25 protein-coding genes and 1 pseudogene are annotated in these 25,260 nt (G+C 69.8%); 14 read left to right on the top strand and 12 right to left on the bottom strand.

All coding sequences use genetic code 11. The annotated features are described in order from the left end of the window. The first annotated feature begins 41 nt into the window (after window positions 1-41). The 3 genes from ACODT0_RS00635 (at window position 42) to ACODT0_RS00625 (ending at window position 4,077) form a co-directional block, all read left to right on the top strand. The gene (locus ACODT0_RS00635) at window positions 42-518 is read left to right on the top strand and encodes an RNA polymerase sigma factor (RefSeq protein ID WP_489040229.1); all 477 of its coding nucleotides are present in this window, start codon (window positions 42-44) and stop codon (window positions 516-518) included. Between the two features lie 2 nt (window positions 519-520). Beyond that, a complete protein-coding gene (locus tag ACODT0_RS00630) occupies window positions 521-1,555 on the top strand; it encodes a FecR family protein (RefSeq protein WP_489040228.1) in 1,035 nt (344 codons plus the stop codon). Window positions 1,556-1,635: 80 nt separating this feature from the next. Next, window positions 1,636-4,077 (top strand): TonB-dependent siderophore receptor, encoded by a 2,442-nt coding sequence (locus tag ACODT0_RS00625; RefSeq protein WP_489040227.1) that lies wholly within the window; start codon window positions 1,636-1,638, stop codon window positions 4,075-4,077. 40 nt (window positions 4,078-4,117) lie between these two features. Here the strand turns inward: ACODT0_RS00625 and ACODT0_RS00620 are convergent, their stop codons facing one another. Further along, window positions 4,118-4,558 (bottom strand): hypothetical protein, encoded by a 441-nt coding sequence (locus tag ACODT0_RS00620; RefSeq protein WP_489040226.1) that lies wholly within the window; start codon window positions 4,556-4,558, stop codon window positions 4,118-4,120. Between the two features lie 55 nt (window positions 4,559-4,613). Between ACODT0_RS00620 and ACODT0_RS00615 the strand changes: the two genes are divergently transcribed. Then, a complete protein-coding gene (locus ACODT0_RS00615; RefSeq protein ID WP_489040225.1) occupies window positions 4,614-5,066 on the top strand; it encodes a PaaI family thioesterase in 453 nt (150 codons plus the stop codon). Between the two features lie 169 nt (window positions 5,067-5,235). Continuing rightward, window positions 5,236-6,210 (top strand): tripartite tricarboxylate transporter substrate-binding protein, encoded by a 975-nt coding sequence (locus tag ACODT0_RS00610; protein ID WP_489040224.1) that lies wholly within the window; start codon window positions 5,236-5,238, stop codon window positions 6,208-6,210. On the opposite strand, the gene ACODT0_RS00605 is transcribed toward ACODT0_RS00610, so the two are convergent. Both ACODT0_RS00605 and ACODT0_RS00600 read right to left on the bottom strand, forming a co-directional pair. Beyond that, on the bottom strand, window positions 6,197-7,144 hold the full coding sequence (locus ACODT0_RS00605; protein WP_489040223.1) for a LysR family transcriptional regulator: 948 nt from the start codon (window positions 7,142-7,144) through the stop codon (window positions 6,197-6,199). The two genes, ACODT0_RS00610 and ACODT0_RS00605, sit on opposite strands and share 14 nt — an antisense overlap. A gap of 12 nt (window positions 7,145-7,156) precedes the next feature. Further along, window positions 7,157-8,653, bottom strand: coding sequence for a M81 family metallopeptidase (locus ACODT0_RS00600; RefSeq protein WP_489040222.1), 1,497 nt, complete (start codon window positions 8,651-8,653; stop codon window positions 7,157-7,159). Between the two features lie 82 nt (window positions 8,654-8,735). On the opposite strand from ACODT0_RS00600, the gene ACODT0_RS00595 reads away from it, so the two are divergent. After that, entirely contained in the window at window positions 8,736-9,725 is a 990-nt protein-coding gene (locus ACODT0_RS00595; protein WP_489040221.1) for a LysR family transcriptional regulator, read from the top strand. On the opposite strand, the gene ACODT0_RS00590 is transcribed toward ACODT0_RS00595, so the two are convergent. The 5 genes from ACODT0_RS00590 to ACODT0_RS00570 are packed head-to-tail and all read right to left on the bottom strand — an operon-like array spanning window position 9,722 to window position 14,734. Further along, entirely contained in the window at window positions 9,722-10,204 is a 483-nt protein-coding gene (locus tag ACODT0_RS00590; protein WP_093346223.1) for a MarR family winged helix-turn-helix transcriptional regulator, read from the bottom strand. The two genes, ACODT0_RS00595 and ACODT0_RS00590, sit on opposite strands and share 4 nt — an antisense overlap. Window positions 10,205-10,254: 50 nt before the next feature. Further along, the gene (locus ACODT0_RS00585) at window positions 10,255-12,591 is read right to left on the bottom strand and encodes a penicillin acylase family protein (RefSeq protein WP_489040220.1); all 2,337 of its coding nucleotides are present in this window, start codon (window positions 12,589-12,591) and stop codon (window positions 10,255-10,257) included. After that, window positions 12,588-12,980: a Rid family hydrolase gene (locus ACODT0_RS00580; RefSeq protein WP_489040219.1), complete on the bottom strand. Its 393-nt coding sequence runs from the start codon at window positions 12,978-12,980 to the stop codon at window positions 12,588-12,590. Before ACODT0_RS00580 ends, ACODT0_RS00585 begins: the two co-directional genes overlap by 4 nt. Window positions 12,981-13,029: 49 nt before the next feature. Next, complete coding sequence (locus tag ACODT0_RS00575; RefSeq protein ID WP_489040218.1) at window positions 13,030-13,731, bottom strand: aspartate/glutamate racemase family protein; 702 nt, start codon at window positions 13,729-13,731, stop codon at window positions 13,030-13,032. A gap of 13 nt (window positions 13,732-13,744) precedes the next feature. Then, complete coding sequence (locus ACODT0_RS00570; protein WP_489040217.1) at window positions 13,745-14,734, bottom strand: Bug family tripartite tricarboxylate transporter substrate binding protein; 990 nt, start codon at window positions 14,732-14,734, stop codon at window positions 13,745-13,747. A gap of 60 nt (window positions 14,735-14,794) precedes the next feature. On the opposite strand from ACODT0_RS00570, the gene ACODT0_RS00565 reads away from it, so the two are divergent. Next, window positions 14,795-15,874: a helix-turn-helix transcriptional regulator gene (locus tag ACODT0_RS00565; RefSeq protein ID WP_489040216.1), complete on the top strand. Its 1,080-nt coding sequence runs from the start codon at window positions 14,795-14,797 to the stop codon at window positions 15,872-15,874. Between the two features lie 19 nt (window positions 15,875-15,893). Here the strand turns inward: ACODT0_RS00565 and ACODT0_RS00560 are convergent, their stop codons facing one another. Beyond that, the gene (locus ACODT0_RS00560; RefSeq protein ID WP_261206297.1) at window positions 15,894-16,298 is read right to left on the bottom strand and encodes a hypothetical protein; all 405 of its coding nucleotides are present in this window, start codon (window positions 16,296-16,298) and stop codon (window positions 15,894-15,896) included. A 245-nt stretch (window positions 16,299-16,543) separates the two neighbouring features. On the opposite strand from ACODT0_RS00560, the gene ACODT0_RS00555 reads away from it, so the two are divergent. Then, the gene (locus ACODT0_RS00555) at window positions 16,544-16,921 is read left to right on the top strand and encodes a helix-turn-helix domain-containing protein (RefSeq protein WP_479669632.1); all 378 of its coding nucleotides are present in this window, start codon (window positions 16,544-16,546) and stop codon (window positions 16,919-16,921) included. 74 nt (window positions 16,922-16,995) lie between these two features. Here ACODT0_RS00555 and ACODT0_RS00550 read toward each other — a convergent pair whose 3' ends face one another. Next, window positions 16,996-17,631 carry a TetR/AcrR family transcriptional regulator gene (locus ACODT0_RS00550; RefSeq protein ID WP_057590036.1) on the bottom strand — a complete coding sequence of 212 codons (636 nt, stop codon included), beginning with the start codon at window positions 17,629-17,631 and terminating at the stop codon, window positions 16,996-16,998. A gap of 96 nt (window positions 17,632-17,727) precedes the next feature. Between ACODT0_RS00550 and ACODT0_RS00545 the strand changes: the two genes are divergently transcribed. Next, window positions 17,728-18,303 (top strand): peroxiredoxin-like family protein, encoded by a 576-nt coding sequence (locus ACODT0_RS00545; protein WP_489040215.1) that lies wholly within the window; start codon window positions 17,728-17,730, stop codon window positions 18,301-18,303. A 19-nt stretch (window positions 18,304-18,322) separates the two neighbouring features. Here the strand turns inward: ACODT0_RS00545 and ACODT0_RS00540 are convergent, their stop codons facing one another. Further along, window positions 18,323-19,231: a LysR family transcriptional regulator gene (locus tag ACODT0_RS00540; RefSeq protein WP_208512720.1), complete on the bottom strand. Its 909-nt coding sequence runs from the start codon at window positions 19,229-19,231 to the stop codon at window positions 18,323-18,325. Window positions 19,232-19,372: 141 nt separating this feature from the next. Here ACODT0_RS00540 and ACODT0_RS00535 point away from each other — a divergent pair, with 141 nt between their 5' ends. The 4 genes from ACODT0_RS00535 to ACODT0_RS00520 all read left to right on the top strand — a co-directional run bounded on the left by ACODT0_RS00535 (window position 19,373) and on the right by ACODT0_RS00520 (window position 23,555). Then, window positions 19,373-19,924 carry a cupin domain-containing protein gene (locus ACODT0_RS00535; RefSeq protein WP_208512719.1) on the top strand — a complete coding sequence of 184 codons (552 nt, stop codon included), beginning with the start codon at window positions 19,373-19,375 and terminating at the stop codon, window positions 19,922-19,924. Between the two features lie 20 nt (window positions 19,925-19,944). Beyond that, on the top strand, window positions 19,945-20,778 hold the full coding sequence (locus tag ACODT0_RS00530) for an alpha/beta fold hydrolase (protein ID WP_489040214.1): 834 nt from the start codon (window positions 19,945-19,947) through the stop codon (window positions 20,776-20,778). Between the two features lie 45 nt (window positions 20,779-20,823). Then, complete coding sequence (locus tag ACODT0_RS00525; RefSeq protein WP_489040213.1) at window positions 20,824-21,810, top strand: Bug family tripartite tricarboxylate transporter substrate binding protein; 987 nt, start codon at window positions 20,824-20,826, stop codon at window positions 21,808-21,810. A 311-nt stretch (window positions 21,811-22,121) separates the two neighbouring features. Next, window positions 22,122-23,555: a hypothetical protein gene (locus ACODT0_RS00520; RefSeq protein ID WP_489040212.1), complete on the top strand. Its 1,434-nt coding sequence runs from the start codon at window positions 22,122-22,124 to the stop codon at window positions 23,553-23,555. Here ACODT0_RS00520 and ACODT0_RS00515 read toward each other — a convergent pair. Further along, a pseudogene (locus ACODT0_RS00515) lies at window positions 23,556-23,741 on the bottom strand (PepSY domain-containing protein); the annotation flags it as partial. It lies immediately after the preceding gene. A 217-nt stretch (window positions 23,742-23,958) separates the two neighbouring features. Here ACODT0_RS00515 and ACODT0_RS00510 point away from each other — a divergent pair. Next, window positions 23,959-25,188, top strand: a complete 1,230-nt coding sequence (locus tag ACODT0_RS00510) for an MFS transporter (protein WP_489040211.1) — start codon at window positions 23,959-23,961, stop codon at window positions 25,186-25,188. Window positions 25,189-25,260: the final 72 nt, after the last annotated feature.

Raw genomic sequence — 25,260 nt, 5'->3', positions numbered from 1 at the left:
AAGACGGGAGTTCCCTGTTTCCACACCGGCTGAGGTGTACCGTGCTCGAGCGCTACCACAGAGAATTGCTGCGCTATTTCACCCGCAAGGCCGGCGATGGCGACACCGCCGCCGACCTCGTGCAGGAAACCTACGCACGCGTGCTCGGCCACCAGGACGCGGGCGGCCTGGTGCTCGAACCGCGCGCGCTGCTCTACCAGACCGGCCGCAACCTGCTCGCCACCCAGGCCGCGCGCCGCGCCGCCGAACTGCGCATGCTCGACACGCTGGCGCTGGTCGCGCCCGACAGCGCGCCCTCGGTGGAACGCCACGTGGCGGCGCGGCAGCAGCTGCAACGGCTGGTCGCGCTGCTCGAGTCCATGCCGCGCAAGCGCCGCCATGCCTTCATCCTCGTTCGCATCCACGGCCTCAGCTATGCGCAGACCGCGGCCCACATGGAGATCAGCGAGAAGGCGGTCGAGCACCACATGACGCGCGCCCTGCTCGACTGCGCGGGCTACGGCGGAGGAACGGACTGACCATGGCCGCGCGCGCACAGCCCCTGCTCGGCGCCGACGAACGGCGCGCGCCGCGCGCGCTGGTCGAGCATGCGCTGACGCTGATCGGCCGCATCCACCGCGGCAGCCCCGAGGCCGCCGACGCCGCGCAGGCCGAGCTGAGCCGCTGGCGCGCGCTGTCGCCCGCCAACGCCGATGCCGCGGCAACCGCGCACCGCATCTGGAACGCGGTCGACGACGGCGCGCTGCGCGGCCAGTTGCCGATGCCGCCGAGCGCCGCGCAGGAACGGCGCGCGCGGCGCCGCACGATCGGCCTGCTGGGCGTGGCCGGCCTGGCGGCGCTGGCCGGCGCCGGCGGGCGCTGGTACCGGCAGCGGCCGGTCTACGAGGCCGCCCCAAGCACCGGCCAGGCGCAGACCCTGGCCCATGCGCTGCCCGACGGCAGCACGCTCGATCTCGCAGCCAACACGGCGCTGCATGTCCTGCTCTACCGCGACCGCCGCACGGTGCACCTGGCGCGCGGCGAGGCGCGCTTCGCGGTCGCGCGCGATGCCGAGCGCCCCTTCACCGTGAGCACCGACTGGGGCCGCGTGCGCGTGCTCGGCACGGTGTTCACGGTGTCGGTGCGCGAGGGCCGCATGCGCCTCGCGGTGGCCGAGGGCCGGGTCGCGGTCTGGGGGGCCGGGCAGGATGAGGCGGACGCCCCCAGCACCGTGCTGCAGGCCGGCGAGGCCATCGAGGCCGATGCGCGCGGGCTGGGCCCGCGCAGCAGCGTCGACGTCGGCGAGGTGGCCGACTGGCAGCAGGGCTGGCTGGTGTTCCGCAACACGCGCCTGCCCGAGGCCGTGGCGCGCTGGAACGACTACCTGCGCCAGCCGCTGCAGCTGGCCGACGACCCCGCGCTGCGCGAGCTGCGCCTGACCGGCAGCTACCGGCTGCGCGATCCGCAGGCCTTCGTGGGCGCGCTGCCGGTGATGCTGCCGGTGCGCACGCAGCGCCTGGCCGACGGCGGCACGCGGATCGTGGGCCATGCCGCCGGCACGGCGCGGCGGCCCTGAAAAAAAGTTTTGATTATTTTTGGGGGGTACGCGGCGTCTCGCTGGTCTTCTGTAGCAAACCAGCTCCAGGACCTTCGGACATGAACCAGCAGACCCCGCGGCGCCCCCGCATCGATTCCCTCCAGGCCGCGGCCCTCGCCTGCGCCATCGCCTCGGCCCTGCTCGCGATGGGCGGCCCCGCGCATGCGCAGGGCGCGCCGGCGGCATCGTCCGCCACCTTGCAGCTCGCACTGCCGGCCCAGCCGCTGGCCCAGAGCCTGGGCGTGCTGTCGCGCCAGTACGGCATCGCCATCGGCGGCGAGAGCTCGCTGCTCGAGGGCCGCACCGCGCCCGCGGTGCGCGGCGCCGTCACGCTGCAGCAGGCGCTCGAGCGCGTGCTCGCGGGCAGCGGCCTGGGCTACGTGCGCAACGGCGACACGGCCTTCACCGTGGTGCGCGCCTCGGCCGGCGACACCGGCGCACTGCCGCCGATCGTGGTCACGGCCGGCACCGAGGAGACCGCCACCGGCCACCTGCCGGGCTACATCGCGCGACGCGCCACCGCCGGCAGCAAGACCGACACGCCGATCATCGAGACGCCGCAATCGATCTCGGTGGTCACCTCCGACTTCATCGAGGCCACGGGCGCCACCCGGCTCAAGGAATCGCTGGCCTACACGCCCGGCATCAACGTCTCGCCCTGGGGCGCCGACTCGCGTTTCGACTGGACCATCCTGCGCGGCTTCGACGCGCAGGCGCCCGGCTACTACCTCGACGGCCTGCAGCTGCGCAACAACAACGGCTGGGCCATCTGGCAGACCGAGAGCTACGGCACCGAGCGCGTGGAGGTGCTGCGCGGCCCGAGCTCGGTGCTCTACGGGCAGAACGGCCCGGGCGGCATGATCAACGTGGTCAGCAAGCGCCCCACCGCGCAGCCGCTGCGCGAGCTGCAGCTGCAGTTCGGCGACAACGCGCGGCGCCAGATCGCGGGCGATTTCTCGGGTCCGCTCGATGCCGAAGGCAAGCTGCTCTACCGCCTCACGGGCCTGCTGCGCGATGCCAGCCTGCCGGCCAGCGGCCTGCCGAACGACCGCAGCTTCATCGCGCCCTCGCTGACCTGGAAGCCCTCGGGCGACACCTCGCTGACCCTGCTGTCGCACTACCTGCGCATCCGCGACGGCAGTTCCTACGGCAGCTTCCCCGAGGTCGGCACCCTGCTGCCCAATCCCAACGGCCAGTTCTCGCGCAAGACCTACGTCGGCGATCCGAACTTCGACCGCTTCAACCAGGACCAGTGGATGGTCGGCTACCTGTTCGAGCATCGCCTGAACGACACGCTGAGCTTTCGCCAGAACGCGCGCTACGGCTCGATCAAGGTCGACTACGGGCAGGTCTACAACCAGCCCAGCTTCGTCACCGTCGATGCCGACAACCCGGCCAGCCCCGCCAACTACCGCGTGCTGAGCCGCTTCCCGTTCGCGAGCAAGGAGGCCGCGCGCATCGCCTCGATCGACAACCAGCTGCAGGCGAAGCTGCGCTGGGGCGACTGGCAGCACATGCTGCTGGTCGGCCTCGACTACCAGCGCTCGCGCAACGACCAGCGCACTTCCAACAGCGGCACCGTGAGCGACATCGACGGCTACCTGCCGGTGAGCACCGGCCTCACCACCACCGCCGACCCGTGGTTCGATGCCCGCACCACGCTGTCGCAGACCGGCTTCTACCTGCAGGACCAGATCAAGTGGGGCAACTGGGTGGCCACGCTGGGCGGCCGCTACGACAGCGCGCGCGCCGTGTCCTTCAGCCACATCGACGGCTCGACCACGCGCATCGACGACCACAAGTTCACCAGCCGCGCGGGCCTGGTCTACCTGCATCCGAGCGGCTGGGCGCCCTACTTCAGCTACTCGGAGTCGTTCTCGCCTACGGTCACGGTCGACCCGCAGACCAACCAGCCCCTGAAGCCCGAGACCGGCCGCCAGTACGAGGTGGGCGTGCGCTACCAGCCCGCGGGCCGCAAGGACAAGTACAGCGCCGCCGTGTTCGACCTGCGGCGCCAGAACTACATCACCTACGACGCCGACTACACGCCGCGCCAGACCGGCGAGATCCTGGTGCGCGGCCTCGAGCTCGAGGCCTCGTTCGAGCCCCTGCCGCGCATGAACGTGACGGTCGCCTACACCTACACGCCCAAGGCCGAGGTCACGGCCAGCAGCACGCCCAGCGAGATCGGCAAGCAGATGCAGGCGGTATCGCGCAACCAGCTCTCGGTGTGGGCCGACTACCGCTTCGCCAACGGCGTGAAGCTCGGCCTGGGCGCACGCTTCATGGGCTCGAACCGCGGCTACCAGCAGAGCACGCCGGTGCCCGTGCCCTCGTACACCGTGTTCGACGCGCTGCTGGGCTACGACTTCGAGCGCTGGAGCCTCGCGCTGAACTTGCGAAACCTCGGCAACCGCAACTACGTGGCGAACTGCAGTTCGGGCAGCTGCTATTACGGGGAGCCGCGCAAGGTGCTGGCGGCGGCGACGTATCGCTGGTAGGTCGCGCCCTTCGCGGCGTTGACGGCACGATGCGGATCACTCAGCCAAGAACCCAGACCGCGAACGCCGCATCCGCCACCGCGAACGCCAGGTCGACGAAGAAGATGAGCCGCATCGGCCCACGCAGCACCACCCAGCTGCCGGGCCGGCCGCGGCGATGCTGACCCAGCATGTGGGCATTGACCGCGAACTGCCCCGCATGCACCAGCGCGAGCACGGCGGCCATCGAAGCGCGTTGCGCCGGCGTCTCGAACAGGCCGTGTCCCGCCAGCAGCATGAGGCACAACGCCAGCCAGGCCAGGTTCATCGCGCCGAGAAAACGCACGGCGCCGGCGATCGCGGGCAGCAGCGGCGATGCACGGTCCGTCTTCGCCACGAGCAGCCGCGCGGCACGCTGCGAGTCGAGGCAGAAGAAGCGCGCGCCCAGCGCGAACCAGGCGGCATTGAGCAGCAGAAGAACTGTCCAGACCGTGGATTGCACCGCAACGCCTTTGAGCTTGTTCGCGAAGCCGCGAATTTAGGTCAATAATGTTGACATGACAAATCCACCCGCATCGGCCCCTTCCTCGCCCGCCAAGGGCCTCGACGTCCTGCAAGCCATGATGGACGGACGCATCGAGCGCTCGGGCATCGCCCACACCATGCCGATGCAGCTCTCGGCGATCGAGGCCGGCAAGGTCAGCATGCGCGTCACGCCCGACGAGCGGCATCTCAATCCCGCGGGCATGGTGCACGGTGGCTTCGCGGCCACCTGCCTCGACGGCGCCGCGGCGCTCGCGCTGTATTCGGCACTCGACGCGGGCACGGCCTATTCCACCGGCGACCTCAGCGTGAAATACCTGCGGCCGCTGGCACCGCACACCGAGTACCTGGCCAGCGCCACGCTGGTCGAGCGCACGCGCTCGCTGGGCATCTGCAATGCCGAGCTGCGCGGTGCGGACGGCAAGCTGCATGCGATGGCTTCCGCCACGCTGATGGTGAAGGGCTGAACGCGACGGCCAGGCGGCACGACGCGCCCCGCGATCCATCGGAATTCACAATGCAATCGCATCGAAGACTCGCGCGTTCGCCGCGCGAGGTCCGCTGTAAGCTGGACCTGGCCGATGGGAGAGATCCCATCGCTTCGAACAGCCATCGCGTGTCAAGGAACCCAGTGCCATGCCGTCCGTCTCCCACCGCCGCCGTTTCCTGGTCGGTCTGACTTCACTTCTCGCCGGCGCTGCCGGCAACGGCTTCGCCGCCGACGCCTCCGCGCCCCTCAAGCTGATCGTGCCCACGCCGCCCGGCTCCGCGGCCGATGCGCTGGCACGCGCGTTGTCGGTGTCACTGGGGCGCCAGAGCGGCCGTGGCGTCGTCGTCGAGAACATCGCCGGCGCGGGCTCACTGGTCGGCACGCAGCAGCTCGCGCGCGCGCCGAAGGACGGGCTGGTGCTCGGGGTCGTCAGCTCCAACCACACGATCATTCCCGGCATCTTCAAGAACGCTCCTTTCGATGCGATCGCCGACTTCGAGCCGATCACGATGATCGGCAGCCTGCCCATGATGCTGGTCGCGTCGAGGAACGTCGAAGCATCGACGGCGGCGGAGCTGGTGAAACTCGCGAAATCCCGCTCCACGACCCTGGCGGAGGGACTGGTGACCGGCAGCGTGTACCAGATCGCCAGCGAGGTCTTCAAGGAACAGGCGGGCATTGCCACCAACCGCATCTTCTACAAAGGCTCGGCACAGATCACGAACGACCTGCTCGCCGGCATCCTGGACATCGCGTTCGTCTCCGCGCAGGGCGCGGCGCCGCACATCGCCGCGGGCAAGCTCAAGGCCATCGCGGTGAACACGCCCACGCGCACGGAGATCGCGCCGCAGGTGCCGACGCTCGCGGAAAGCGGGTTCCCGAAGTTCGATGTCGATGCCTGGCTCGCGATCGTCAGCCCCGCAGGCATTCCGGCGGACAGCGCGGCGGCGCGGCGCCGGGACATCGAAGCCGCGCTGGCACAGCCCGAGATGAAGAAGGCGCTGCAGATGCAGGGGATTCAACTGCGGCGCATGACGCCTGCGCAGATGGTCGATTTCATGAAGGCCGAGGTGGTCCGCAACGAGCAGGTGATCCAGCGCGTGGGCGTCAAGGTCGACTGAGGACGTGCACGCGCGGACTCGCGTTCGCTGCCACCGCAACAACATCCGGCGAGGCGGAGCGCAGCCTTCGAGACGCGCGCTCGAACACGCGCAGCACGATCGGGTCGGCCTCGTCGCGGCGGCGCACGGCGTGGAGCTCCAGCGCGTGAGGCGCGGCCTCGATGTCCAGGCGCCGCAGCACGCCACGTGCCAGGTCCTCGCCCACCAGATGTTCGGGCAGCATGCCGATGCCGGCCCCCGCCCGAACGATGTCGATCATCGCCTGCACGTGGTTGCAGGCATTGATGCCCGATGGGGGCAGGCCGGCCTCGCGCAGCATGCCGGCCGTCAACAGATGGTGGTGCGAGGGACGCGGCAAGGCCCAGATCGGGCCATCGTGCAGCGACACCCGGTCCTGCCTTGCGGCGAAGTAGGTGGCGCTCGCCATCCAGGCCAGCCCGGTCCGGCCGATCGGCTGGGCGACCAGTTCCTGCGCATCGAGGGGGCCGCTGACGATGCCCATGTCGAGCACGCCATCGGCGATCTTCTGTCGCAGCGCCGCGCCGGCATCGACGATCAGGTCCCAGTTCAGATGCGGCATGTCCGCGGCGACGTCGTGCACGAAGCCGAACACGCGCGGCGCCGCGGCGATCTCGTCGAGACCGAGCCGCACGGTGCCGGTCGCGTAGGCCTCGTCGGTCACCGACAGCAGCACGCCGTTCACCTGTTGCAGCAAGGGCTCGCAGCGCCGCACCAGGTCCCGGCCTCGCAGCGTGAGCAGCATGCGACGACCTTCCTTCTGGAAGACGCGCGTCTTCAGCCGCGCTTCCAGCTCGCGCACGCGGCTCGAGATGCCCGACTGGGTGGTGTTCAGGCGTTCCGCCGCGGCCGCGAACGAGCCGAGCCGATCGATCCAGAACAGCGTCTCGAGGTGGTGCAGGCCGAGGCGAAACATGGCCACGCTCCCTCAGGGCCGCGTGCGCGTGGCCGGGGACAGCTTCTTCCACGTCAGCGCCCCGGGATCGGAGGGGAACATTCCCTTCGCGTGCGCGATCACGACATCGGTTTCGGGCTGCTCGGTCAGCGGCTCGAAGTCCGCGCGGAAGTGGTGCGAACTCTTGACGACGACGATCTTCATCGCCTCCGGTGCGATGTCGACCATGCGAAAGAGCTCGCGATCCTGTGTGCCGATGCGCCCGCTGGAGACCACGATGAGCACGCCTTCGATCTCCAGGCAGGCGGTGGGACCGAGCCCGGCCTGGAACCCGGTCATCTTCGGGCCCTTGAAGGTGACGGCGCCATCGGAAAGCGAACGGACCTCGAACCTGCCCTGCAGCGGCGGCTCGCTCTGGCCGATGGGCGTGGCCAGCGACTCCCCGACGGCGCAGTCGATCGTCTGGCCGATGCCGGCACGATGCGCCAGCGCTGCCGCCGCGGGGTCGTAGAGCACGCCCAGCGCCACCCGGCCCGGAAAGCGGCGCCCCGCGCCGGCCGCGAGCAGCGCGTGGAGCATGCCGGTGGTGGACGCGGTGCCGCCGACGCCGGGGTTGTCCTGCAGGTCCGCGACCACCACGGTGCGCGGGCTCCGGTCGGCGCGCTGCAAGGCGGCATCCACGGCCTCCTTGGCGTCCAGTGCCTTCAACCGCCACTGGCCGGGCTCGGCGACATGCGCATGGAGCAGGCCCACGGCCTCGCGCGCACGCTCGCCATGGGACCAGACGGTCGGCCCGCACTCCTCGAAGTCCGAGGCCGGGAAAGCCATGCAGAAGCTGGAGACCGTGCCCAGTCGCCGGTCGATGTCCTCGAGCAGTTCGTAGCAGCCTCGGGCGGGTTCGGCCGATGTGCTTTGCATGCTCACCGAGATGAGGAAGGGAAGGCGTTCGCAATGCCAAGGCTCGCGCCCGCCATGGCGCGTCAATCGATCGAGCAGATCCGCCGCGCGCTCGCCCGTCTTCACATAGTCGATGTGCGGATAGGTGCGGAACGCCACCAGCGCATCGGCATGCGCGAGCATCGCGCGGGTGACGTTGGCATGCAGGTCCAGGCTCGCCACGAGCGGCACGTTCTTGCCGACGGCCCTTCGGATGCGCGCGAGCAGTTCGCCTTCGGCATCGTCGAACGACTCGCTCATGGCGGCGCCATGCAGCTCGAGGTAGACGGCGTCGTATGCGAGCGTCTCCACGTCGCGCAGGATGGTGTCGCAGATGCGCTCGAAGGCATCGTCGGTGATGTATGACGAGGGAACGGCGCCAGCCCACAGGCTCGGAACCAGCGTCCAGCCGTGGCGCTTCGCGACGCTGGCGAAACCGCTGGCGGAGACGTCCACCTTCGAGATCATCTCCAGCATCGTGTCGCCGTGCGTGGGTTTCGGAAAGCTCTCGCCACGCTCGAAGGCGGCCCAATCGGCACGGTTCGAGGCAAAGGTGTTCGTCTCGTGCTTGAACCCGGCCACCAGTACGCGCATATCGACTCCACATCAGTTTTGTTGAGGCCATTCTTCGCGCCGACCCAGCAACCAGCAATGGATTTATAGTGCTTATGCCTCAATGAAACTAATGATTCCGAGCACCACGCCCTCGCTGTCCCCCTCGCTGCTGGCGTGGCTGCGCTGCTTCGACGCAGCCGCGCGCTGTTGCAGCTTCACCAAGGCGGCCGCAGAACTGCATGTCTCGCAGGGCGCAGTGAGCCAGCAGGTCAAGCGACTGGAGGACCGGCTCGGACACGTGCTGCTGCTGCGCACGCCCGCGGGACTGGCGCTGACGCCGCAGGGGGAGCAGCTCTACGCGGCAACGCGCGAGTCGTTCCGCAACCTCGCAAGCACCGTGCACCGGTTGCAGCTCGCGCATGTGGGCGAGCCTGTCAACATCAGTTGCTCGCCGTCGCTCGCCATGCTGTGGCTCACGCTGCGGCTGGGCAGCCTCTACCGCGCCAATCCGGACATGGCGTTCCGGGTGGTCGGAGAGTCCGACCGCGTCGATCCCTCGCGCATGTCGCGCGAAGGCATCGCCGCGGCGGTGCGGCTGGGTGCCGCGGGCAGCGAGGATGCGAAAGCGGTCGACCTGCTCGACGAATGGCTGGTGCCGGTGGCTGCGCCTAGCTTCATGCAGGCCCATCCCGAGTTGCGCAAGGCGAGCAAGCTCAAGGGTTCGCAGCTGCTGCATGCCGCGGACCCGGGGGAAGGCGGCGAACCGACGGAGGAGTGGGCGCAGTGGCTCGGCGCCGTGGGCGTGGACCTGGCGCCCTCGGCGCTGCGGCAGGGGACCCAGTTCAACCTGTCGCTGTTGGCGGTACAGGCGGCACTGGGAGGCCAAGGCATCGCCATGGGGCGGCTGGCGCTCGTGCTGCACTACCTCACGTCGGGACGGCTGGTGCTCGCGTTCCGCCAGCGGGTGCTTTCCAACGCGACGTACCGCTTCATCGGCAGCCCTTCCCATCCCGCCACGCCGACCGTGCTGGCATGGCTGCTCGACGAGGCGGCGCGTTTCCGCCAGCAGCGCGATGCCTACTTCGAGAGCGCGGGCGTCTCGGCGGCCTAGATCTGCCGCGCCAATTCGAGCATGACCGTGCGCCAGGCCTGGCGTTCGCTTTCGCCGACCGACTTCAGCGCGCGCTCCATCGCCGCCGCCTCGTGCGCGGAAGCCTGGCGCTCGATGCGCGCGCCCTCGCGCGTGAGCCGCAGCAGCTTGCTGCGATGCTCGTGCGGGCTGCGCTCGGCCAGCACCAGCCCCTGTTCCTGCAGATGCTTGAGCGGCCGGTGCATCGCCTGCTTCGACACGCCCAGCAGCGCGATCAGCTGGCCGACCGCGATGCCGTCGGTGCGCGCGATCGCATAGAGCATGCGGTGATGGACGCGCGACAGGCCATGGCCGGCCAGGAACAGGTCGGCCTTCGCGACCAGGCCGCGGAACGCGAAATGCATCAGCAGCAGCGCGCCGTCGTCGGCGCGCGCTTCCTTCAGGCCGGCTTGCGCCACCTGCAGCAGATCGAAGATGTTCTCGGGGCGGGGTGCTGCCATGGGCGGGGCGATCGAAACGAAGAGACGACGCCCGCCAGTCTAACAACGCCTCACTCGCGCAGCACCAGCCGCTCGAGCTTCGGATCGGCCGCGATCTCCGCCTCGGTGAACGGCGGCGTCACGAGCTGCTTGCGCGAGAACAGCGGCAGCTGGTCGTCGTGGTGCGGCGAGGCCGGGTCGGTGGACTGGCCGGCCGCCATCATCAGCCTGGCCACCAGCCGGCCCTGGTCCCAGGTCACGAGGTGCACGTAGGAGGTGCCGGCGATGATGTCGCCGAAGCCCTCGCGACCGAGCGGCGCGCCGTCGAGCGCGTTGAGCACGCCCTGCTCGCCCGAACCGCCGTGCAGCGGCACGCGGCCTTGCGGCGTGGGGCGCGCGAGCATGTCGCCCCAGCGTTCGTCGCCACGCAGGCCCAGTGCCGCGAGCGCCTGCGCCGTGTCGCGCACCGCGCCGACGATGGCCGCGCTCACGGCCGGCGCGGTGGAGACCGGCCGCACGCGGTAGGGCCGCGCGCTGTCGTAGGGCTCGGCGTAGAGACCGGGCACGGATGCAAGCCGCGGGCCCAGCTCATGGAACAGCAGCGTGCCGCGGCTGTCCACGTCGTGCCGCCGGTCCCAGGCCGAGAGGATGCCGCAGGCCGCCTGCACCTGCGCATCGCCCTTCGCGCCCGCGCAGGCCGCGAGCACCGCATCGAGCGTGGTTTCCGCCAGGTAGTTGCGGTTGTCGAACACCAAGCCGAGCGCCTCGGCGCTGTCGATGCGGCCGTCGCGCAGGCCGTCCTGGATCTGGCGCTGCGACATCAGCGTGCGCATGCCGGGCGGTGCCTTCGGGCTGCCGAACAGCAGCGAATAGCCGTCGAGCTGCTGCCCCACCAGCGACAGGCTGTAGCTGTCGTTCGCGTTCTGCACGATGCCGCGCGTGGCGAGCGCCGGAATGCGGCTGGCGGGCGCGAGCTTCGGCCGGCCCTGCGCATCGCGCACGGCACAGGCGCCGCGGCGGCCATCGAGCGCGACCGGCACCGTCATGTCGTCGGGCGGCGGCACGGTGGCGCAGTCGCGCAGCGCGGCGTCGGCGATGTCCAGCAGCGGCCCCGACTCGATGTACATCGCGCGGCCCTGGCTGTCGCCCGCGATCAGGTGCGCGGTGATGCCGCGGTTGCCGGCCACCGCCTGCTCGAAGCCGGCGATGTCGCGCGCTTTCGCGACCGCGAGGATCTGGTCGAGCGCGCGTGCGTTCGCGACGCCGGGATCGGTGATCGCATACCAGCCCGCGGCGCGGTCGCCATCGGCCGGCAGCCGGTACAGCGGGCCGAGGTGCGACACGGGCAGGTCGTGCTGCCGCGTGGTCACGCTGCCGTCGGACTGGCGCACGCGCAGCGCCACGCGCTTCGCGGCGAGTTCGCGCCGCTGGCCGTCGACCGTGTACGAGGGCTTGTCGCCATCGCGCACGTCGAGCGCGATCAGCAGCGGATAGGTCACGGTCGACGGCGCCTCGATGCTCCACGCCAGGTGCTGCGTGAAGCCCGACAGCGGCAGCGGCAGGCCGAGGAAGTCGGCGCCCATCACGTCGATCTCGCCGGGGATGCTCAGGTGCATCTGGTGCATCAGCAACCAGTGGCCCTGCCACAGCGTGTGCGGGTTCGCGACCATGATCGATGCGCCCGTGCCCGTGGCCTCGGAGCCGTAGGCCCAGGCATTGCTCGCCATGCGCTGCGCGGGCGGGCGGTCTTCGGCGGCCTTGGCGACGGCCGGGGCGCCCAGCTGGTCCCAGGTCGAGGCGGCGGCATAGGGCGCGACGGCCAGCGCCTTCCACAGCGAGTTGACCTGCATGGTGGCACGCACCATGTCGCTGGCCCGCATCTGCGGCGGCGCCGCGCCCTGGCAGGCGGTAGCGGCGGCCTCGGCGCCGAGGTCGCGCAGCCGGCGGTTGAAGCCCGCCGCATAGCCCTCGGCCAGGCCGCGCGCGTCGGCCGAGAGATCGCGCCATGCCGCTTCGACCTCCTCGTCGGACAGCTGCACGCGGTAGAACAGGTCGCTGTTCAAGTTCGAGGTCTGCAGGAACGCGACCAGCGATGCCCCGTCAGGCCCGAAGCGTTCGGACCGCTCGCCGCGCAACGTCACCACGCGGTCGGCCAGCAGGCACAGGTGGTCGCGCGCCACCGCATAGCCGTAGCCATAGCCGAGCCCCGTGTAGTCGGCGGCCTTCACATGCGGCAGGCCGTACTGCGTCCAGCGGACTTCCGCGTTGTACCTGTCCGGCGTTGCGGGCGGATTGCCGCCGACGGGGCCGGGCAGAAAACCGCCGCCGCCCCCATCGCCACCGCAGGCCGCGATCGCGCCTGCCACCACGGCACCGCACGCCAGCGCGCGCAGCAGCGTCCCCTTCATTGCGCGCCTCCGCCGGCGCCGTGGCTCTTGCGCGCGATCACCTGCATCTCGACCCAGGCCTTAGGCACCGCGATGCCGGCCAGCATCGCGGTACCGGTGGGCTTGGTCGGCAGCACCTCGGACAACGTACGCACCACCGCGCCCAGGTGCTCGGCGCCCGCGATGATCAAGGTGTAGTTGACGATCTGGTCGAGCCGTCCGCCGCAGGCCGCTAGATAGCGCTCGATGTTGCGCATCATCAGCCGGGTCTGGTCCTCGGCGCTCTCGGCGAGCTGCTGCGTGTCGTAGTCCATGCCGATGGTGCCCGAGACGAAGATCCAGTCGTCGTCGAACATCGCGCGGCTGTACGGTGCATTGACGAAGGGCAGCGGGAACTCGGCGGTCTGCATACGGTGTCTCTCTTTCTGGCGATGGAATGAACGGAGGGAAGGAAAAAAATCAGGCGCGCAGCATCTCGCGCACGATGGCGCGCGCATGGATCTCGGTCGCATCGAAGATCGGTGCGCGGCAGCGCAACCAGGGCCTGGCGTAGCTCAGTTCGGAGCAGCCCAGTACCACGCCCTCGGCGCCGCGCGCCACCAGCGCGTTGCACAGGGTCGAGACCATCAGGCCCTCGTCGCGTCCGGCCTCGCCGCGCGCCAGTGGTCCGAAGATCGCGGCATCGAGGGTGCGCCGCTGGGCGGCGTCGGGCAGCACCAGTTCGAAGCCCGCGCCCTCGCCGAGCAGGCGGCCGAAGAAGGGCGCGTCGAGCGCGAAGCTGGTGGCCAGCACGCCCAGGCGGCGCAGGCCCGGTCGCTCGGCGGCGACGGCATCGCCGGTCTCGCGCGCCACGTGCACCAGCGGCACGCCGGCCGCGGCCTGTACCTCGTCGGCCGCGAAATGGCCGGTGTTGGCGAGGATCGCGATCAGCTCGGCGCCCGCGGCGCGCGCCTGCCGCGCGGCCGTCTCCATCTGCGCGCGCGCATCGGCCGGCCGGCCCGCGGCCATGGCCGCGTGGATGCAGGCGAAGTCCAGGCTCACGATCACGCAGCGCGCCGAGTGCAGGCCGCCGAGTTCGCGCTGCACGCCTTCGTTGAGCAGCTTGTAGTAGCCGAGCGTGGAGGGCCACGCGACGCCTCCGATCAGGCCCGCGACTTTCATGATGGGAAGGCCCTCAGTCGAGCTTGAAGCCGAGCCGGCGGATCACCGGCGCATAGCGCGCGAGGTCGGCGTCGATGCGCGTCGCGAGCGCCTGCGGCCCGGTCTGGGCCGCGGGCTCGAAGCCGAACACCAGCAGCTTCTCGACCACGTCGGGCTGGTGCAGCGCCCAGTCCACGCCTTCGCTCACTCGCGCCACGATCTCGGGCGGCAGGCCCCTGGGCCCGACGATGCCGAACCAGACCGAGAAGTCCACGCCCTTGTAGCCCAGCTCCTCGAGCGTGGGCACCTCGGGCTGGCCCGAGAAGCGCCGCGACGACGCGAAGGCCAGGATCTTCGCGCGGCCCGCCTTCGCGAACTGCACGTAGGGTGCGATGCCGTCGAAGGCCGCGTCGATGTCGCCCGCGACCGTGGCCTGCGCAACCTCGGCGCTGCCCTTGTAGGGCACGCGCGTGCTCTGGATGCCGGCGCTGCGGTTGAACTCCTCGAGCGCCATCTGCGACAGGATCGCCGCCGCGCCGATGTTGACCCTGCCGGGCTCCGCCCGGGCGCGCTTCACGAGCTCGTGCACGTCGGCCATCGCGCCCGGCGCGCCGGCGCGCACGATCACCGCGTTGGGCGAGGTGATCGCGAGCGCCACCGGCGCGAAGTCCTTGCGCGGGTCGTAGGGCAGACGGTTGTAGAGCGAGGGGTTGAGCACGAAGGTCTGGTCGATCGACCACAGCAGCGTGTAGCCGTCGGGCTGGGCCTTCATCAGCTCCTGCGCGCCGATCAGCGTGTTGCCGCCGGGCTTGTTGTCGATCACGATCTGCTGGCCGAGCCGCTCCTGCAACTTCGCTGCGATGAGCCGCGCCGTCACGTCGGCGCCGCCACCCGCCACGAAGGGCACCACCAGCCGGATCGGCCGCGCGGGCCAGGCGGCCTGGGCCGCCGACAACGCCGGCAGCACCAGTGCCAGGGAGGCCGCCGCAAGCCCCAGAAACCGGCAGACACGTCGCACATTCATACCTAAACTCCGCGCTCGATCAAAGTGTTGCAACGCTAACGCCGCAAGGCAGGGTTTTCTATGCCGATCCGCTCGCAGACTGTGCCGATCCCGTCGCTGCTCCCGGCCATGCCCCCGGGCGCGCTGCCCGAGGACGACTTCAACGCCACCCTGGTCCGGCTGCCGGTCGAGCGGCCGCTCGCGCTCGCGGGCCTGCACGACGGCGCGAGCCGCGAGGTGCGCTGGCCGCGCGACGGCGGTCGCATCCTGCGGCTGCGCACCATGCCCTGGGAGGGCGCGAGCGCGCTGTACTTCGACTTCCGCCTCAACGACGACCTGCACGTGCAGCTGCCACCCGGCGACGAGTTGCTCGTCACCTTCTTCCTGGCCGGCCACGTCACGGGCCAGATCGGCAGCGCGCAGGGCCGCGCGCTCGACTTCCGCGTCGACCGCGCGCTGCTGCGCACGCCCAACCGCGACGGCGGCTACCTGATCCACATCCCGGGTGCCTGCCGCAACAACTTCGTGCAGTTCCGGCTGCGCCGCGCACTGCTGCCGCGCTGGCTGCAGGCGTTGGGCGTGCAACTGCCGGCGCGGCAGATGGCCGAGCTGGTGGACCGCGACGACGGCCGCGTGCTGTGCAACGCGGCGCTCACGCCGCGTGTGCGCGACTGCCTCGCGCGCATCCGCGACGAACCCGCCGACCAGCCGGCCTTCGTGCCGCTGTTCCATGCGCGAGCGACGGAGTTGCTGACCTGCGTGCTGCTCGACCTGCACCAGTTGCTGCGTCCCGCGCGCTCGGGCGCCGAGGAAGGCGCCGACGACGCCGAGGCCACGGTGCGCCGGCTGCGCGCGCTGGTCGGCGAGGCGCCGGCACGCGCCTGGTCGGTCGACGAACTCGCGCGGCGCGTCGGCCTGCGCACGACCCGGCTGCAGGCGCAGGTGCGCGCGGCCGCGGGGCTTTCAGTGCATGGCCTGCTCGTCGACGAACGGCTCGCGATCGCGGCGCGGCTGCTGCGCGACACGCAACTCGGCGTGCAGGCAGTGGCGGCCGAGGCCGGGTGGGAATGCCACGGGCGCTTCACGGCCGCGTTCCGGCGCCGGCACGGCATGACGCCGCGCGACTACCGGTTGCGTCATGCTGCGCCGCGAACGCACTGAGTGCGTCCAGCGACCAGCCTCAGATCTTGAACGACCGCAGCGCCTTCAAAGGCTGCGACTTCAAGGGCACGGCCTTCACCGCCCGCGCCTTGAACGGCAGCACCTTCGAAGGCAGCGCCTGGAGCGCTTGCCAACGCGAGGGCGGCGAGCGGCGCGCATAGACCAGCGCCGCGATCAGGCCCAGGCCCGTGAGCGCAGCACCACCCCAGGCCACGGCCGGGCTGTGCAGCGCGCGGCCGAGGGCCGAGCGCTGGCGCTCGGGCTTCGCCGACGTGCCCGAGGCGGCGCGTTCCAGCGGGGTGATAGCGCGTGCAGTGTTGGGGTTTTCCTCGCCTTCCAAGACAGCTTGAGAGATCTCCAGCGGCGTGAGCGCATCGCCATTCGGTTCATTCGAAGCCTGGGTGGTGTGCGGTTGGATGGTCATGGGAAATCCTTTGCTTGTTCGATGATGGAGGAATCTGCTCCGAAACAAGACTCGCCCCTTCCCATCCATGCCGCGTACAGCGACGGCCCGACATTGGCGTAGGCCAAACGCCCGCCCGACGCCAGACCGTTCCGACGAGCGTCGAGATGCTTGGAAGTATTTCCTGGAAAAACCTGGACCTCGGGCTCATGCACCCCTGAAGATCTCTGCCCGACGCTGCCAGAGCCTCGTGGATGCCAAGCTCGATGCGCAACACCTACAAGAATGGCATTTGGCACTCTTTAATCCGGTCAAGGATCAGGAAAATGGCATTTGGCCTGGCGCTCGCCACTGAGATCCTCCAAGCCCTGGGCCAGCGCATCCGTGCTCAGCGGCTTGCTCAAGAACTCCCCCAGCTTGAGCTGGCGCAGATGGCGGGGCTTTCGCTGGGCGCGCTGCGCAAGCTGGAAAGCAGCGGCCAGTCTTCATTGGAGACCCTGGTTCGCACGGTGTACGCGCTCGGGCTGGTGGACGAACTCGAAGATCTTTTCGTTCTCAAGCGCCAAACCATTGCGCAGATGGCGCAGGCGGAAGCGCTCGGCCAACGACGGCGTGCAACACGCCGAAGGCGGGGAAGCTCATGAAACATCCGACCATTCGCTACTGTGGCTGGAATGAGCGCTGATGACTGGCCCCGTTGGCCGCGGTGCCCGCACACTCAACCCGCTTCCAACCCCGCCAGCAACAACTGAAGACTCGCCTGGAATTCATCCTCCGCCGTGCTCCGCATCGCGGCGGAAGCCACGCCGATCAGTTGTGGAAAGCGATCGGCCGGTAGCGCGCGGAAGCGCGCAATGGTGTCCTCGGCCGATTCCGCCGCCTGCAGCGACAGCGGACCCGCCAGCTCGGCCTGCGCCATGCCCGTAACCAGCGCGGAGATCGCCCGGAAGGCCACCAGCAACCGCGTGTCCGAACGGCCGCTGCGCGCCAACGCGGCCAGCAGCGCCTCGGCCACCTCGAAGGCCGCCGGTGCTCGGCTGCGGCGGGTCAGGATCAGCGGAATCGCGTGGGGATGCGCACGCACCGCGCGCCACAGCGCGGTGGCGATGGCGCGCACCTCGTCGGCCCATGCGGCGTACGGCCCGCGATCCCAGGCCACCTCGGCGAGCACCGCCTCGATCACCAGCAGATCGATCGCCTCGCGCTGCGGCACGTAGTTGTAGAGCGTCATCGCACCCGTGCCCAGTTCGGCCGCGAGCGAGCGCATCGAGAGACCGGCGAGGCCCTCCCTGTCTAGCAAGCGCAGGGCGGCAGCCTGCAATTGCGCATGCGTGAATCTGGCGGGTCGGCCCATCGCTGCTCCATTGACTTTCTTCGGACGGGACGATTATAGTCGTTTACGTACATCGTACGTATTTGAATCTTTCACCGCCTTCCAGCAAGGAATCACATGAAGCTCACCCCGGGTTCCATCGCGCCGGCACTCGTTGCCCGGACGATCCTCGGCCAGTCCGTCCGCATCCCGAGCGACGGCGCGCCCTACCTGCACCTGCAGTTCCGCCGCTTCGCCGGCTGCCCGGTGTGCAACTTCCACCTGCGCACGATGAGCCTGCGCCAGCCGGAGATCGCCGCGGCCGGCGTGCGGCAGATCGTTTTCTTCCATTCGTCGCCCGAGGAGATGCTCGAGTACCAGGCCCAGCTTCCCTTCGACTGCATCGCGGATCCGACGAAGCGGTACTACCGCGCCTATGGCGTCGAGACCTCGTGGCGCGCGGTGCTGCATCCCGGGGTGTTCTGGAGCGGGCTGCGCTGGGTGCTGTCCACCGGCCGCTTCTACCGCAAGGCCGAGAACGGCATCCAGGGCCTGCCGGCGGACTTCCTGATCGACGCACGGGGCCGCGTGGTGGCCTGCAAGTACGGCCAGCATGCGGACGATCACTGGGAAGTGGACGACCTGCTGAAGCGGGTCGGCGATGCCGTGGCCCCGCCGGCGTCCGGCGCGCCGCGCCCGGGCACCGTCGGCTGAGCATCGCCCGGAGCGCGGCTCAGGCGTCGCGCGCGCAAGCCAGCATCAGCTCGCGCAGCCACTCGTGCGCCGGCGAGTGGTCGGTGCGCGGATGCCAGACCATGCGCACGTCGAACAGCGGCAGGTCCAGCGGCAGGTCGAAAGCCTCCACCTCGGCCATGCGCGACATGCGGCGCGCGAGCCGCGCCGGCACGCTGGCCACCATGTCGGAGGTCTCGAGCACGAAGGGCAGTGCGAGGAAGCTCGGCTTGATCATCTGCACGCGCCGGCGCAGGCCGTGCGGCTCGAGCGCGGCATCGATCTGCACGTTGTAGATCTGCGAGGCATCGGGCTCGATCGTCACGTGCGGCAGCGCGCAGAACGAAGGCACGTCGAGCGCCGCGCCATGCACGGGGTGCGAGCGCGCGGCCAGGCCCAGGAAGCGGTCGGAGAACAGCTTGCGGCCCTTGACGTAGGTGGGCGCGTTCGGGAAGTAGGTCAGCGCCAGGTCGAGCTCGCCGGCCGCCATCATCTCGCCGAAGTGGTGCGGGTTGGTCTGCAGCATGTGCACCCGCACGCCCGGCGCCTCCTGGCGGATGCGGCGCATGACCGAGGGCATCATCAGCAGGTCGATGTAGTCGATGACGATGAGCCGGAACACCTGCGTGGAGGTCGCGGGGTCGAAGCGCACGGGCTCGGTCAGGCGCTCGAGCGCGGCGATCGCCTCCTGCACGCGCGGCCACAGCACGAGCGCGAGTTCGGTCGGCATCCAGCCGGTGCCGGCGCGCATCAGCAGCTCGTCGCCCAGCAGGTCGCGCAGCTTGGCGAGCGACACGCTCATCGAAGACTGGCTCATCTCGAGCCGCTCGCCCGCGCGCGTGACGTGCCGCTCACGCATCAGCGCATCGAAGGCACGCAGCAGGTTCAGGTCGAGGTCTTGCAGCTTCATCGGGGGCGATAGCGGGGCGCGGGCGGGTAAACCCGCATGGATCATCACGAACGCGATGCCGGGCATCGGCGGCTTCGATGGACCACGCGGCCGCGGCCTCGAATACTGGCGGCCATTATTCACTCCGCCAGAAAGATCGCCATGGCCATTCCCCAGATCCGTGTCACCCGCGAAGAGATGCGCCAGCGCGTCGCCTACTTCAAGGACCTCAAGGGTTTCGACGGCGGGCTGCCCGACAGCCGCCATCCGAGCGCCGAGCGCAAGCTCTACAACGCGGTGGGCTTCCAGCCGCCGCGCGGCAAGGGCGGCGACGAGGTGGTCTCGCCGGTCGGCGCGCAGGCGGCCGAGAACGCCGCCATCCGCATCAGCGAGGGTTTCAACCTCGGCTTCTGCGAAGCGAAGCCCGGCAAGGGCCCGATGATGCACAACCACGACACCAACGAGACCTTCATGCCGCTCACGGGCCGCTGGCGCTGTTCGTGGGAGCTCGACGGCCGCGAGGAGTACTTCGACGTCGGGCCGTGGGACATCTTCTCGTTTCCGGCCGGCGTCAACCGCCGCTTCGAGAACATCACGCACGAGGAGCCGGGCAAGACGCACTTCCTGATGTTCGTGATCGGCGGCAACGCGCCCGAGGCGGATTTCACCGAAGACGCAAAGAAGACGCTGCGCGAAGAAGGCCTGCTGGCCTGATGCACGCGACGGCCCACCGCATGACAACGATCGCCGAAGACCCGCCCGCGATGCCCGAGGCCCTGTGCCGCTTCGTCGCGGCACAGCCCCTGCACCGCTTCACCGACACGCGGGGTTTGGCCTGGTCGCTGCGCGACACCGGCGCGCGCGGCGACACGGCCACCGCCGAGCCGCCACCGCTGGTCCTGCTGCCAGGCGCGCTGGGCAACGGCGACAGCGCCTGGCGCATCGCGCAGGCCTTCGCCGCCGAGCGCCGCGTGCTGAGCATCACCTACCCGGGCGGCGTCGCGCCCGAGCCGCTCGCGCTCGGGCTCGAGGAGCTGCTGCGCGAACGGCGCACCGGCGCGGTCGCGCTCTGGGCCTCGTCGTACGGCGCCTGGTGGGCGCAGGCCTTCGCGTTGCGATTCCCTGATCAGGTGGCGGCGCTGTGGCTCGGCAACACCTTCGTCGACGGGCGCGACGTGGCGCAGCATCCGCTGTTCGATGCGCTCTGGCTCGCGGCCAGCGACAGCGCCACCGTGATCGCACGCTGGGACCAGGCGCTGCGCGCGCGGCCCGACGACCTGCTGCGCGCGGTGCAGCTGCACATGCTGCATGCCGGCCTGCCCGCTTCGGACTTCCACGGGCGGCTGCGCCAGGTGGCAGGCGCGGCCGAGCTGCCGGCACCGCAGGCGACCGCCAACACCGTGGTCTTCGAATGCGAGGACGACGCGATCATCGCGCCCGCGACCCGTGCCCGCGTGCGGGCGCGCTATCCCAAGGCTCGCCATCTCGCGCAGGCGCAGGGCGGCCACTACCCGCACATCGTCAAGGCCGAGCTGCTGGTCGAGCGCATGCGCGACTGGCTGCAATGACCACCCCCCTTCACACCTGCATCGCCCCACGCTGAGGAGTTCCCCATGCCCGTCTCTCGTTCCCGGCGCCTCGCGCTCCAGCGCCTGGGCCTCGCGGCCCTGGCCGCCACCACGGGCCGCGCGGCCTTCGCGCAGGCCGGCTGGCCCGCCAAGCCGATCAAGCTCGTCGTGCCGTTCTCGGCCGGCGTGTCGCCCGACGTGGTGGCGCGCATCCTCAGCGAGCCGCTGGGCCAGGCGCTCGGACAGCCGATCGTCATCGACAACCGCGCCGGCGCGGCCGGCATCATCGGCGCCGAGGTCGCGGCGCGCAGTCCCGGCGACGGCTACACCCTCTTCATGACCGTCAACTCGATCATGGGGATCAACCCCAACGTCTACGCCAAGCTGCCCTACGACACCTTCCGCGACTTCGCGCCCGTGACGCAGGTCGCGCTCGTGCCCTACGTGCTGATCACCGGCCCGGGCCAGCCCGATGCCAGCCTGCGCGACCTGCTGGCGCGCGCCAAGGCGAAGCCGGGCTCGATCGACTACGGCTCGCTCGGCGTGGGCTCGGGCCCGCACGTGGTGATGGAGATGATGAACAACATGGCCGGCGTGCAGATGGTGCATGTGCCCTACAAGGGCAGCCCGCTGGCTGACGTGATGGCCGGCCAGATGCCGATCGCCTTCGAGCCCGCGACCACGGCGATCCCGCTGGTGCGCAGCGGCAAGCTCCGCGCGCTCGCGGTGACGAGCCCCAGGCGCAGCGCGCTGCTGCCCGAGGTGCCGGCCGTGGCCGAGCTGCTGCCCGGCTACGACGGCGACGGCTGGCAGGGCTTCTACGTGCCGGCCGCCACGCCCCAACCCATCGTCGCGCGCTACAACCAGGAGTTGGTGAAGATCCTGCGCAACCCCGAGGTGCAGCGCAAGCTCACCGAGCTGGGGCTGGTGCCGGTGGGCAATTCGGTCGAGCAGTTCGGCGCGATCTCGCGCAGCGAGTTCGAGAAGTGGGGGCGCATTGCGAAGGCGAACCGGATACGCATCGACGGTTAGCGTCCGCTGCGGCGCTCGCAATCCGAGTACGTCCGTGTTGTCAAGCCACCAACGAAGGAGTCTTTGGTCATGCCAGCGACTTCTTCTGGAAGTTCGTCAGTCGGTCGCAACACAGTGGCGCGAAGAACAGCGAACGCGGTCTTATGATCACTTCTCCATTAACGAGGAGGAGAGAGATCATGGGCCCAGTTTGGGAGGGGTTGTCGCGCCTGCGCGGCGCTGCGATCTGCACCGCAGTTGCGGTTGTCGTCACTGCATGTGGCGGTGGTGGGGGCGGAGGCGGTGGGGGCTTTCCGATAGGACCTGGGTCCGTGGCACCGCCGTCGCAACCGCCGGCGCCCGGTGGAACCGACACGCCAACCCCCACGTCGCCACTGAAGCTGGAGATCAAGATCAACGGGCAAGGGCCGAATGCCGTGACTCAGGGCCAGACCCTCGTCTTGACGGCCGGCGACGCGGTCGAAATCTCCGCGGACCAGGACGTGACATGGAGCGGCGTCAGCAATACGAGCCCCACCGTCGACACGACGGTGGGTACGGTGACTGTCGCCGATCTGCAGACTTCGCCGAGGAAGTGGTCGGGACAGATCGTCAGCGCCACCAACGACTCGGGCTCCTACACGATCACCGCGAAAGCGGCCGGTGCATCGGCGTCGAGCAAGATCGACCTCCAGCTGCGGATCACTCCGCAGGACCGCCGCAATGGCGACTACCAGGTGTTTGCGACCAACGGTGCGCAGCAGACGCTGAAGCTGGACTTCAACCGCAAGACCTACAAGATGACCGATGCGGCCGGGGTCGCGGAGTCAGGCGCGATCGGCGCGGACGCGACCTCGAGCGACACCTTCGTTTTCTCCAACGCTCGCACCGGCGGCTCGACCAACAACGCACGCTTCCGGGTGTCCTTGGTCTCCGACCACATCGTCGTGGGCGGGTATCCGTTCGCGATGCCGGGCGGAACGACCGCCGTGCGTCCTTTCGTCGCATCGCGCGCACCGATCAAGTCGGCCACGGATCTCGATGGCAGTTTCAACGGCTTCGGAACCAGCATGGCCGGAACGACCGCCGACTCTTCGATCAACAGCCTCAGGATTTCCAGCCAGGGCACCAAGCTCGAGGTCTGCACGGATGACGTGATCTACAGCGTGGACAGCTGCCCGCCCGCCTCCCTCAAGACCTACTCGGTGTCCAAGGGCGCGACCGACGGTGCGTGGCATGCCGTCAATAACGCCGATCCCGGAGACGCCCACAACTTCAGCGTGGTGAAGTTCGACAACGACAGGGCCTACCTGGAAGCCGAGAAGACGTCGGCCAACGCGTTCCGATTCCGCATCGGTCTCAACATCAGCAGCAGCCTGCCGACGTCCGTGATCACCTCCTACGGCGCGGCCACGGATGGTTCGTGGGGAAGCTCGGTGACGAAGCCGGTGAGCCGGGTGCTGATCGACTACACGCTCGCACGTCAGAGTTCGGCGGGCCCGGGCCTTCCCACCGGCGACGTGGTGCGTGGCTACGCCCGCAACGCCATCGGCCTCGACGGTGCAGCGTCGGAAACGACAGCCTTTGTCGGACAGTTCTACGCCCTCGCGCCAGTGCCGGTGCTTCCCTTCGCGCTGGGCCTCAACTACGCGCTGACCACGCCCACGAGCTACTTCATGGCGTACAGCCCGCAGCTCTTCGCCCGGGTCGGACCGCGCGTTCCGGGTGCCGCGGGTTATCTGGAAATCGGGTTGATCGAGCGCTGATCACTCGTACGAGGCAGGCCTTGCGGCAAGGCGATCGGCTCGCCGCAAGCGCCTCGTTACCCACAGGTACACCTCGCTGGCCAGCACCACGATCGTGACCAGATCGAGCGCCCCCAAGATCAGCTTCAACGGCAGCCCGCCGTAGTCCCCGAAGTGCAGCGACCTCGACACCTCGAGCGCGCGCAGACGCGAGACGAGCGTCGCCGGAACGAGGACGGGAGCCTCAAGCGCCGCACCACGCAAGGCGGCACGCCCCAGCAGCGCCGATAGGGCCGCAGGCTTCGCCCAGGCAAGCCGGATCCGCTTCGGCGATTGACGCCGCCAATCGCGCCATGTTTGTTACTCCCCCCACCGCGCGCACGGGGGTAACCTGAGGCCTCGTTGAACCCATCGAAGACGCACCATGACTTCCTGGCCCGATGCACTGCGCACCCACTACCGCTGGATCATCGTGGCCGCGGGCGGCGCCCTCGGCTGCGTGGCGATCGGCGGGCTGTTCTCGCTGCCGGTGTTCCTGCGGCCGATCGCGCAGGACACCGGCTGGTCGAGCACCGGCATCTCCACCGCGATGACGCTCGCCTTCGTGGCGCTGGCGCTCGGCAGCATCGCCTGGGGTTCCCTCAGCGACCGCGTGGGCCCGCGCCTCGTGGTGCTGGCGGGCACCGTGCTGCTCGCGCTCGGGCTCGCGCTGGCGAGCCTCGCGACGTCGCTGCTCGCCTTCCAGCTGCTGTTCGGCGTGGTCGTCGGCATCGGCGCGGCGGCGATCTTCGCGCCGATGATGGCCTGCGTGACCGGATGGTTCGACACGCATCGCAGCCTCGCGGTGTCGCTGGTGTCGGCCGGCATGGGCGTGGCGCCGATGACCATGTCGCCGCTGGCCGCATGGCTGGTCCAGACGCACGACTGGCGCGGCGCGCTGCAGCTCATCGCGGCGCTGGCGGCGGTCAGCATGATTCCGCTGGCCCTGCTGGTGCGTCGTCCGCCCGCCTTGCAGGCCACCCCCGCCGCGTCGCCAGAGGCAGCGCGCGAACCAACGCTGTCCGTCGCGCAGGCGCTGCGCTCGCCGCCCTTCCTGATCCTGGTGCTGACCAGCTTCCTGAGCTGCGCCACCCACTCGGGGCCGATCTTCCACACCGTGAGCTATGCGGTCACCTGCGGCATTCCGTTGATGGCGGCCGTGTCGATCTACAGCATGGAAGGGCTCGCGGGCCTGGGCGGGCGCCTCGTGTTCGGGCTGCTGGGCGATCGGTTCGGCGCCGCGCGCGTGCTGGTGCTGGCGCTGCTGGCCCAGGCGATCGTGGTGCTGGGCTACGTGTTCGCGCGGCAGCTGGGCAGCTTCTACACCGTGGCCGCGCTGTTCGGATTCACCTACGCGGGCGTGATGCCGCTGTTCGCGGTGATCGCGCGCGACAACTTCCCGCTGCGCATGATGGGAACGGTGATCGGGAGCACCACGATGGCCAGCAGCCTCGGCATGGCGCTGGGCCCCGTGCTGGGCGGGCTGATCTACGACACGTACTCGAGCTACGCGTGGCTCTTCATCGGCGCGTTCGCGCTGGGCATCGGGGCCTTCCTGGCCGCGTTCGCGTTCACTCGGCTGCCGCGGCAGCGCGCGATCGCCGCGGTTGCTTGAACGGCGTCAGGCCGGCCTCTCGAACCCCGATCGCGATCAGGCCGAGTGCGCCTCGGAGGCGAAAACATTGCG

Source organism: Variovorax sp. FG153 (assembly GCF_057809595.1).
This window is presented reverse-complemented; position numbering and strand designations above follow the sequence as displayed.

What these genes read in the sequence shown, in the direction of transcription:
- ACODT0_RS00630 (WP_489040228.1), top strand. Translation starts at nt 521, where the DNA reads ATGGCCGCGCGCGCACAGCCCCTGCTCGGCGCCGACGAACGGCGCGCG.
- ACODT0_RS00625 (WP_489040227.1), top strand. Translation starts at nt 1,636, where the DNA reads ATGAACCAGCAGACCCCGCGGCGCCCCCGCATCGATTCCCTCCAGGCC.
- ACODT0_RS00615 (WP_489040225.1), top strand. Translation starts at nt 4,614, where the DNA reads ATGACAAATCCACCCGCATCGGCCCCTTCCTCGCCCGCCAAGGGCCTC.
- ACODT0_RS00610 (WP_489040224.1), top strand. Translation starts at nt 5,236, where the DNA reads ATGCCGTCCGTCTCCCACCGCCGCCGTTTCCTGGTCGGTCTGACTTCA.
- ACODT0_RS00605 (WP_489040223.1), bottom strand. Translation starts at nt 7,144, where the DNA reads ATGTTTCGCCTCGGCCTGCACCACCTCGAGACGCTGTTCTGGATCGAT.
- ACODT0_RS00600 (WP_489040222.1), bottom strand. Translation starts at nt 8,653, where the DNA reads ATGCGCGTACTGGTGGCCGGGTTCAAGCACGAGACGAACACCTTTGCC.
- ACODT0_RS00595 (WP_489040221.1), top strand. Translation starts at nt 8,736, where the DNA reads ATGAAACTAATGATTCCGAGCACCACGCCCTCGCTGTCCCCCTCGCTG.
- ACODT0_RS00590 (WP_093346223.1), bottom strand. Translation starts at nt 10,204, where the DNA reads ATGGCAGCACCCCGCCCCGAGAACATCTTCGATCTGCTGCAGGTGGCG.
- ACODT0_RS00585 (WP_489040220.1), bottom strand. Translation starts at nt 12,591, where the DNA reads ATGAAGGGGACGCTGCTGCGCGCGCTGGCGTGCGGTGCCGTGGTGGCA.
- ACODT0_RS00580 (WP_489040219.1), bottom strand. Translation starts at nt 12,980, where the DNA reads ATGCAGACCGCCGAGTTCCCGCTGCCCTTCGTCAATGCACCGTACAGC.
- ACODT0_RS00575 (WP_489040218.1), bottom strand. Translation starts at nt 13,731, where the DNA reads ATGAAAGTCGCGGGCCTGATCGGAGGCGTCGCGTGGCCCTCCACGCTC.
- ACODT0_RS00570 (WP_489040217.1), bottom strand. Translation starts at nt 14,734, where the DNA reads ATGAATGTGCGACGTGTCTGCCGGTTTCTGGGGCTTGCGGCGGCCTCC.
- ACODT0_RS00565 (WP_489040216.1), top strand. Translation starts at nt 14,795, where the DNA reads ATGCCGATCCGCTCGCAGACTGTGCCGATCCCGTCGCTGCTCCCGGCC.
- ACODT0_RS00560 (WP_261206297.1), bottom strand. Translation starts at nt 16,298, where the DNA reads ATGACCATCCAACCGCACACCACCCAGGCTTCGAATGAACCGAATGGC.
- ACODT0_RS00555 (WP_479669632.1), top strand. Translation starts at nt 16,544, where the DNA reads ATGCGCAACACCTACAAGAATGGCATTTGGCACTCTTTAATCCGGTCA.
- ACODT0_RS00550 (WP_057590036.1), bottom strand. Translation starts at nt 17,631, where the DNA reads ATGGGCCGACCCGCCAGATTCACGCATGCGCAATTGCAGGCTGCCGCC.
- ACODT0_RS00545 (WP_489040215.1), top strand. Translation starts at nt 17,728, where the DNA reads ATGAAGCTCACCCCGGGTTCCATCGCGCCGGCACTCGTTGCCCGGACG.
- ACODT0_RS00540 (WP_208512720.1), bottom strand. Translation starts at nt 19,231, where the DNA reads ATGAAGCTGCAAGACCTCGACCTGAACCTGCTGCGTGCCTTCGATGCG.
- ACODT0_RS00535 (WP_208512719.1), top strand. Translation starts at nt 19,373, where the DNA reads ATGGCCATTCCCCAGATCCGTGTCACCCGCGAAGAGATGCGCCAGCGC.
- ACODT0_RS00530 (WP_489040214.1), top strand. Translation starts at nt 19,945, where the DNA reads ATGACAACGATCGCCGAAGACCCGCCCGCGATGCCCGAGGCCCTGTGC.
- ACODT0_RS00525 (WP_489040213.1), top strand. Translation starts at nt 20,824, where the DNA reads ATGCCCGTCTCTCGTTCCCGGCGCCTCGCGCTCCAGCGCCTGGGCCTC.
- ACODT0_RS00510 (WP_489040211.1), top strand. Translation starts at nt 23,959, where the DNA reads ATGACTTCCTGGCCCGATGCACTGCGCACCCACTACCGCTGGATCATC.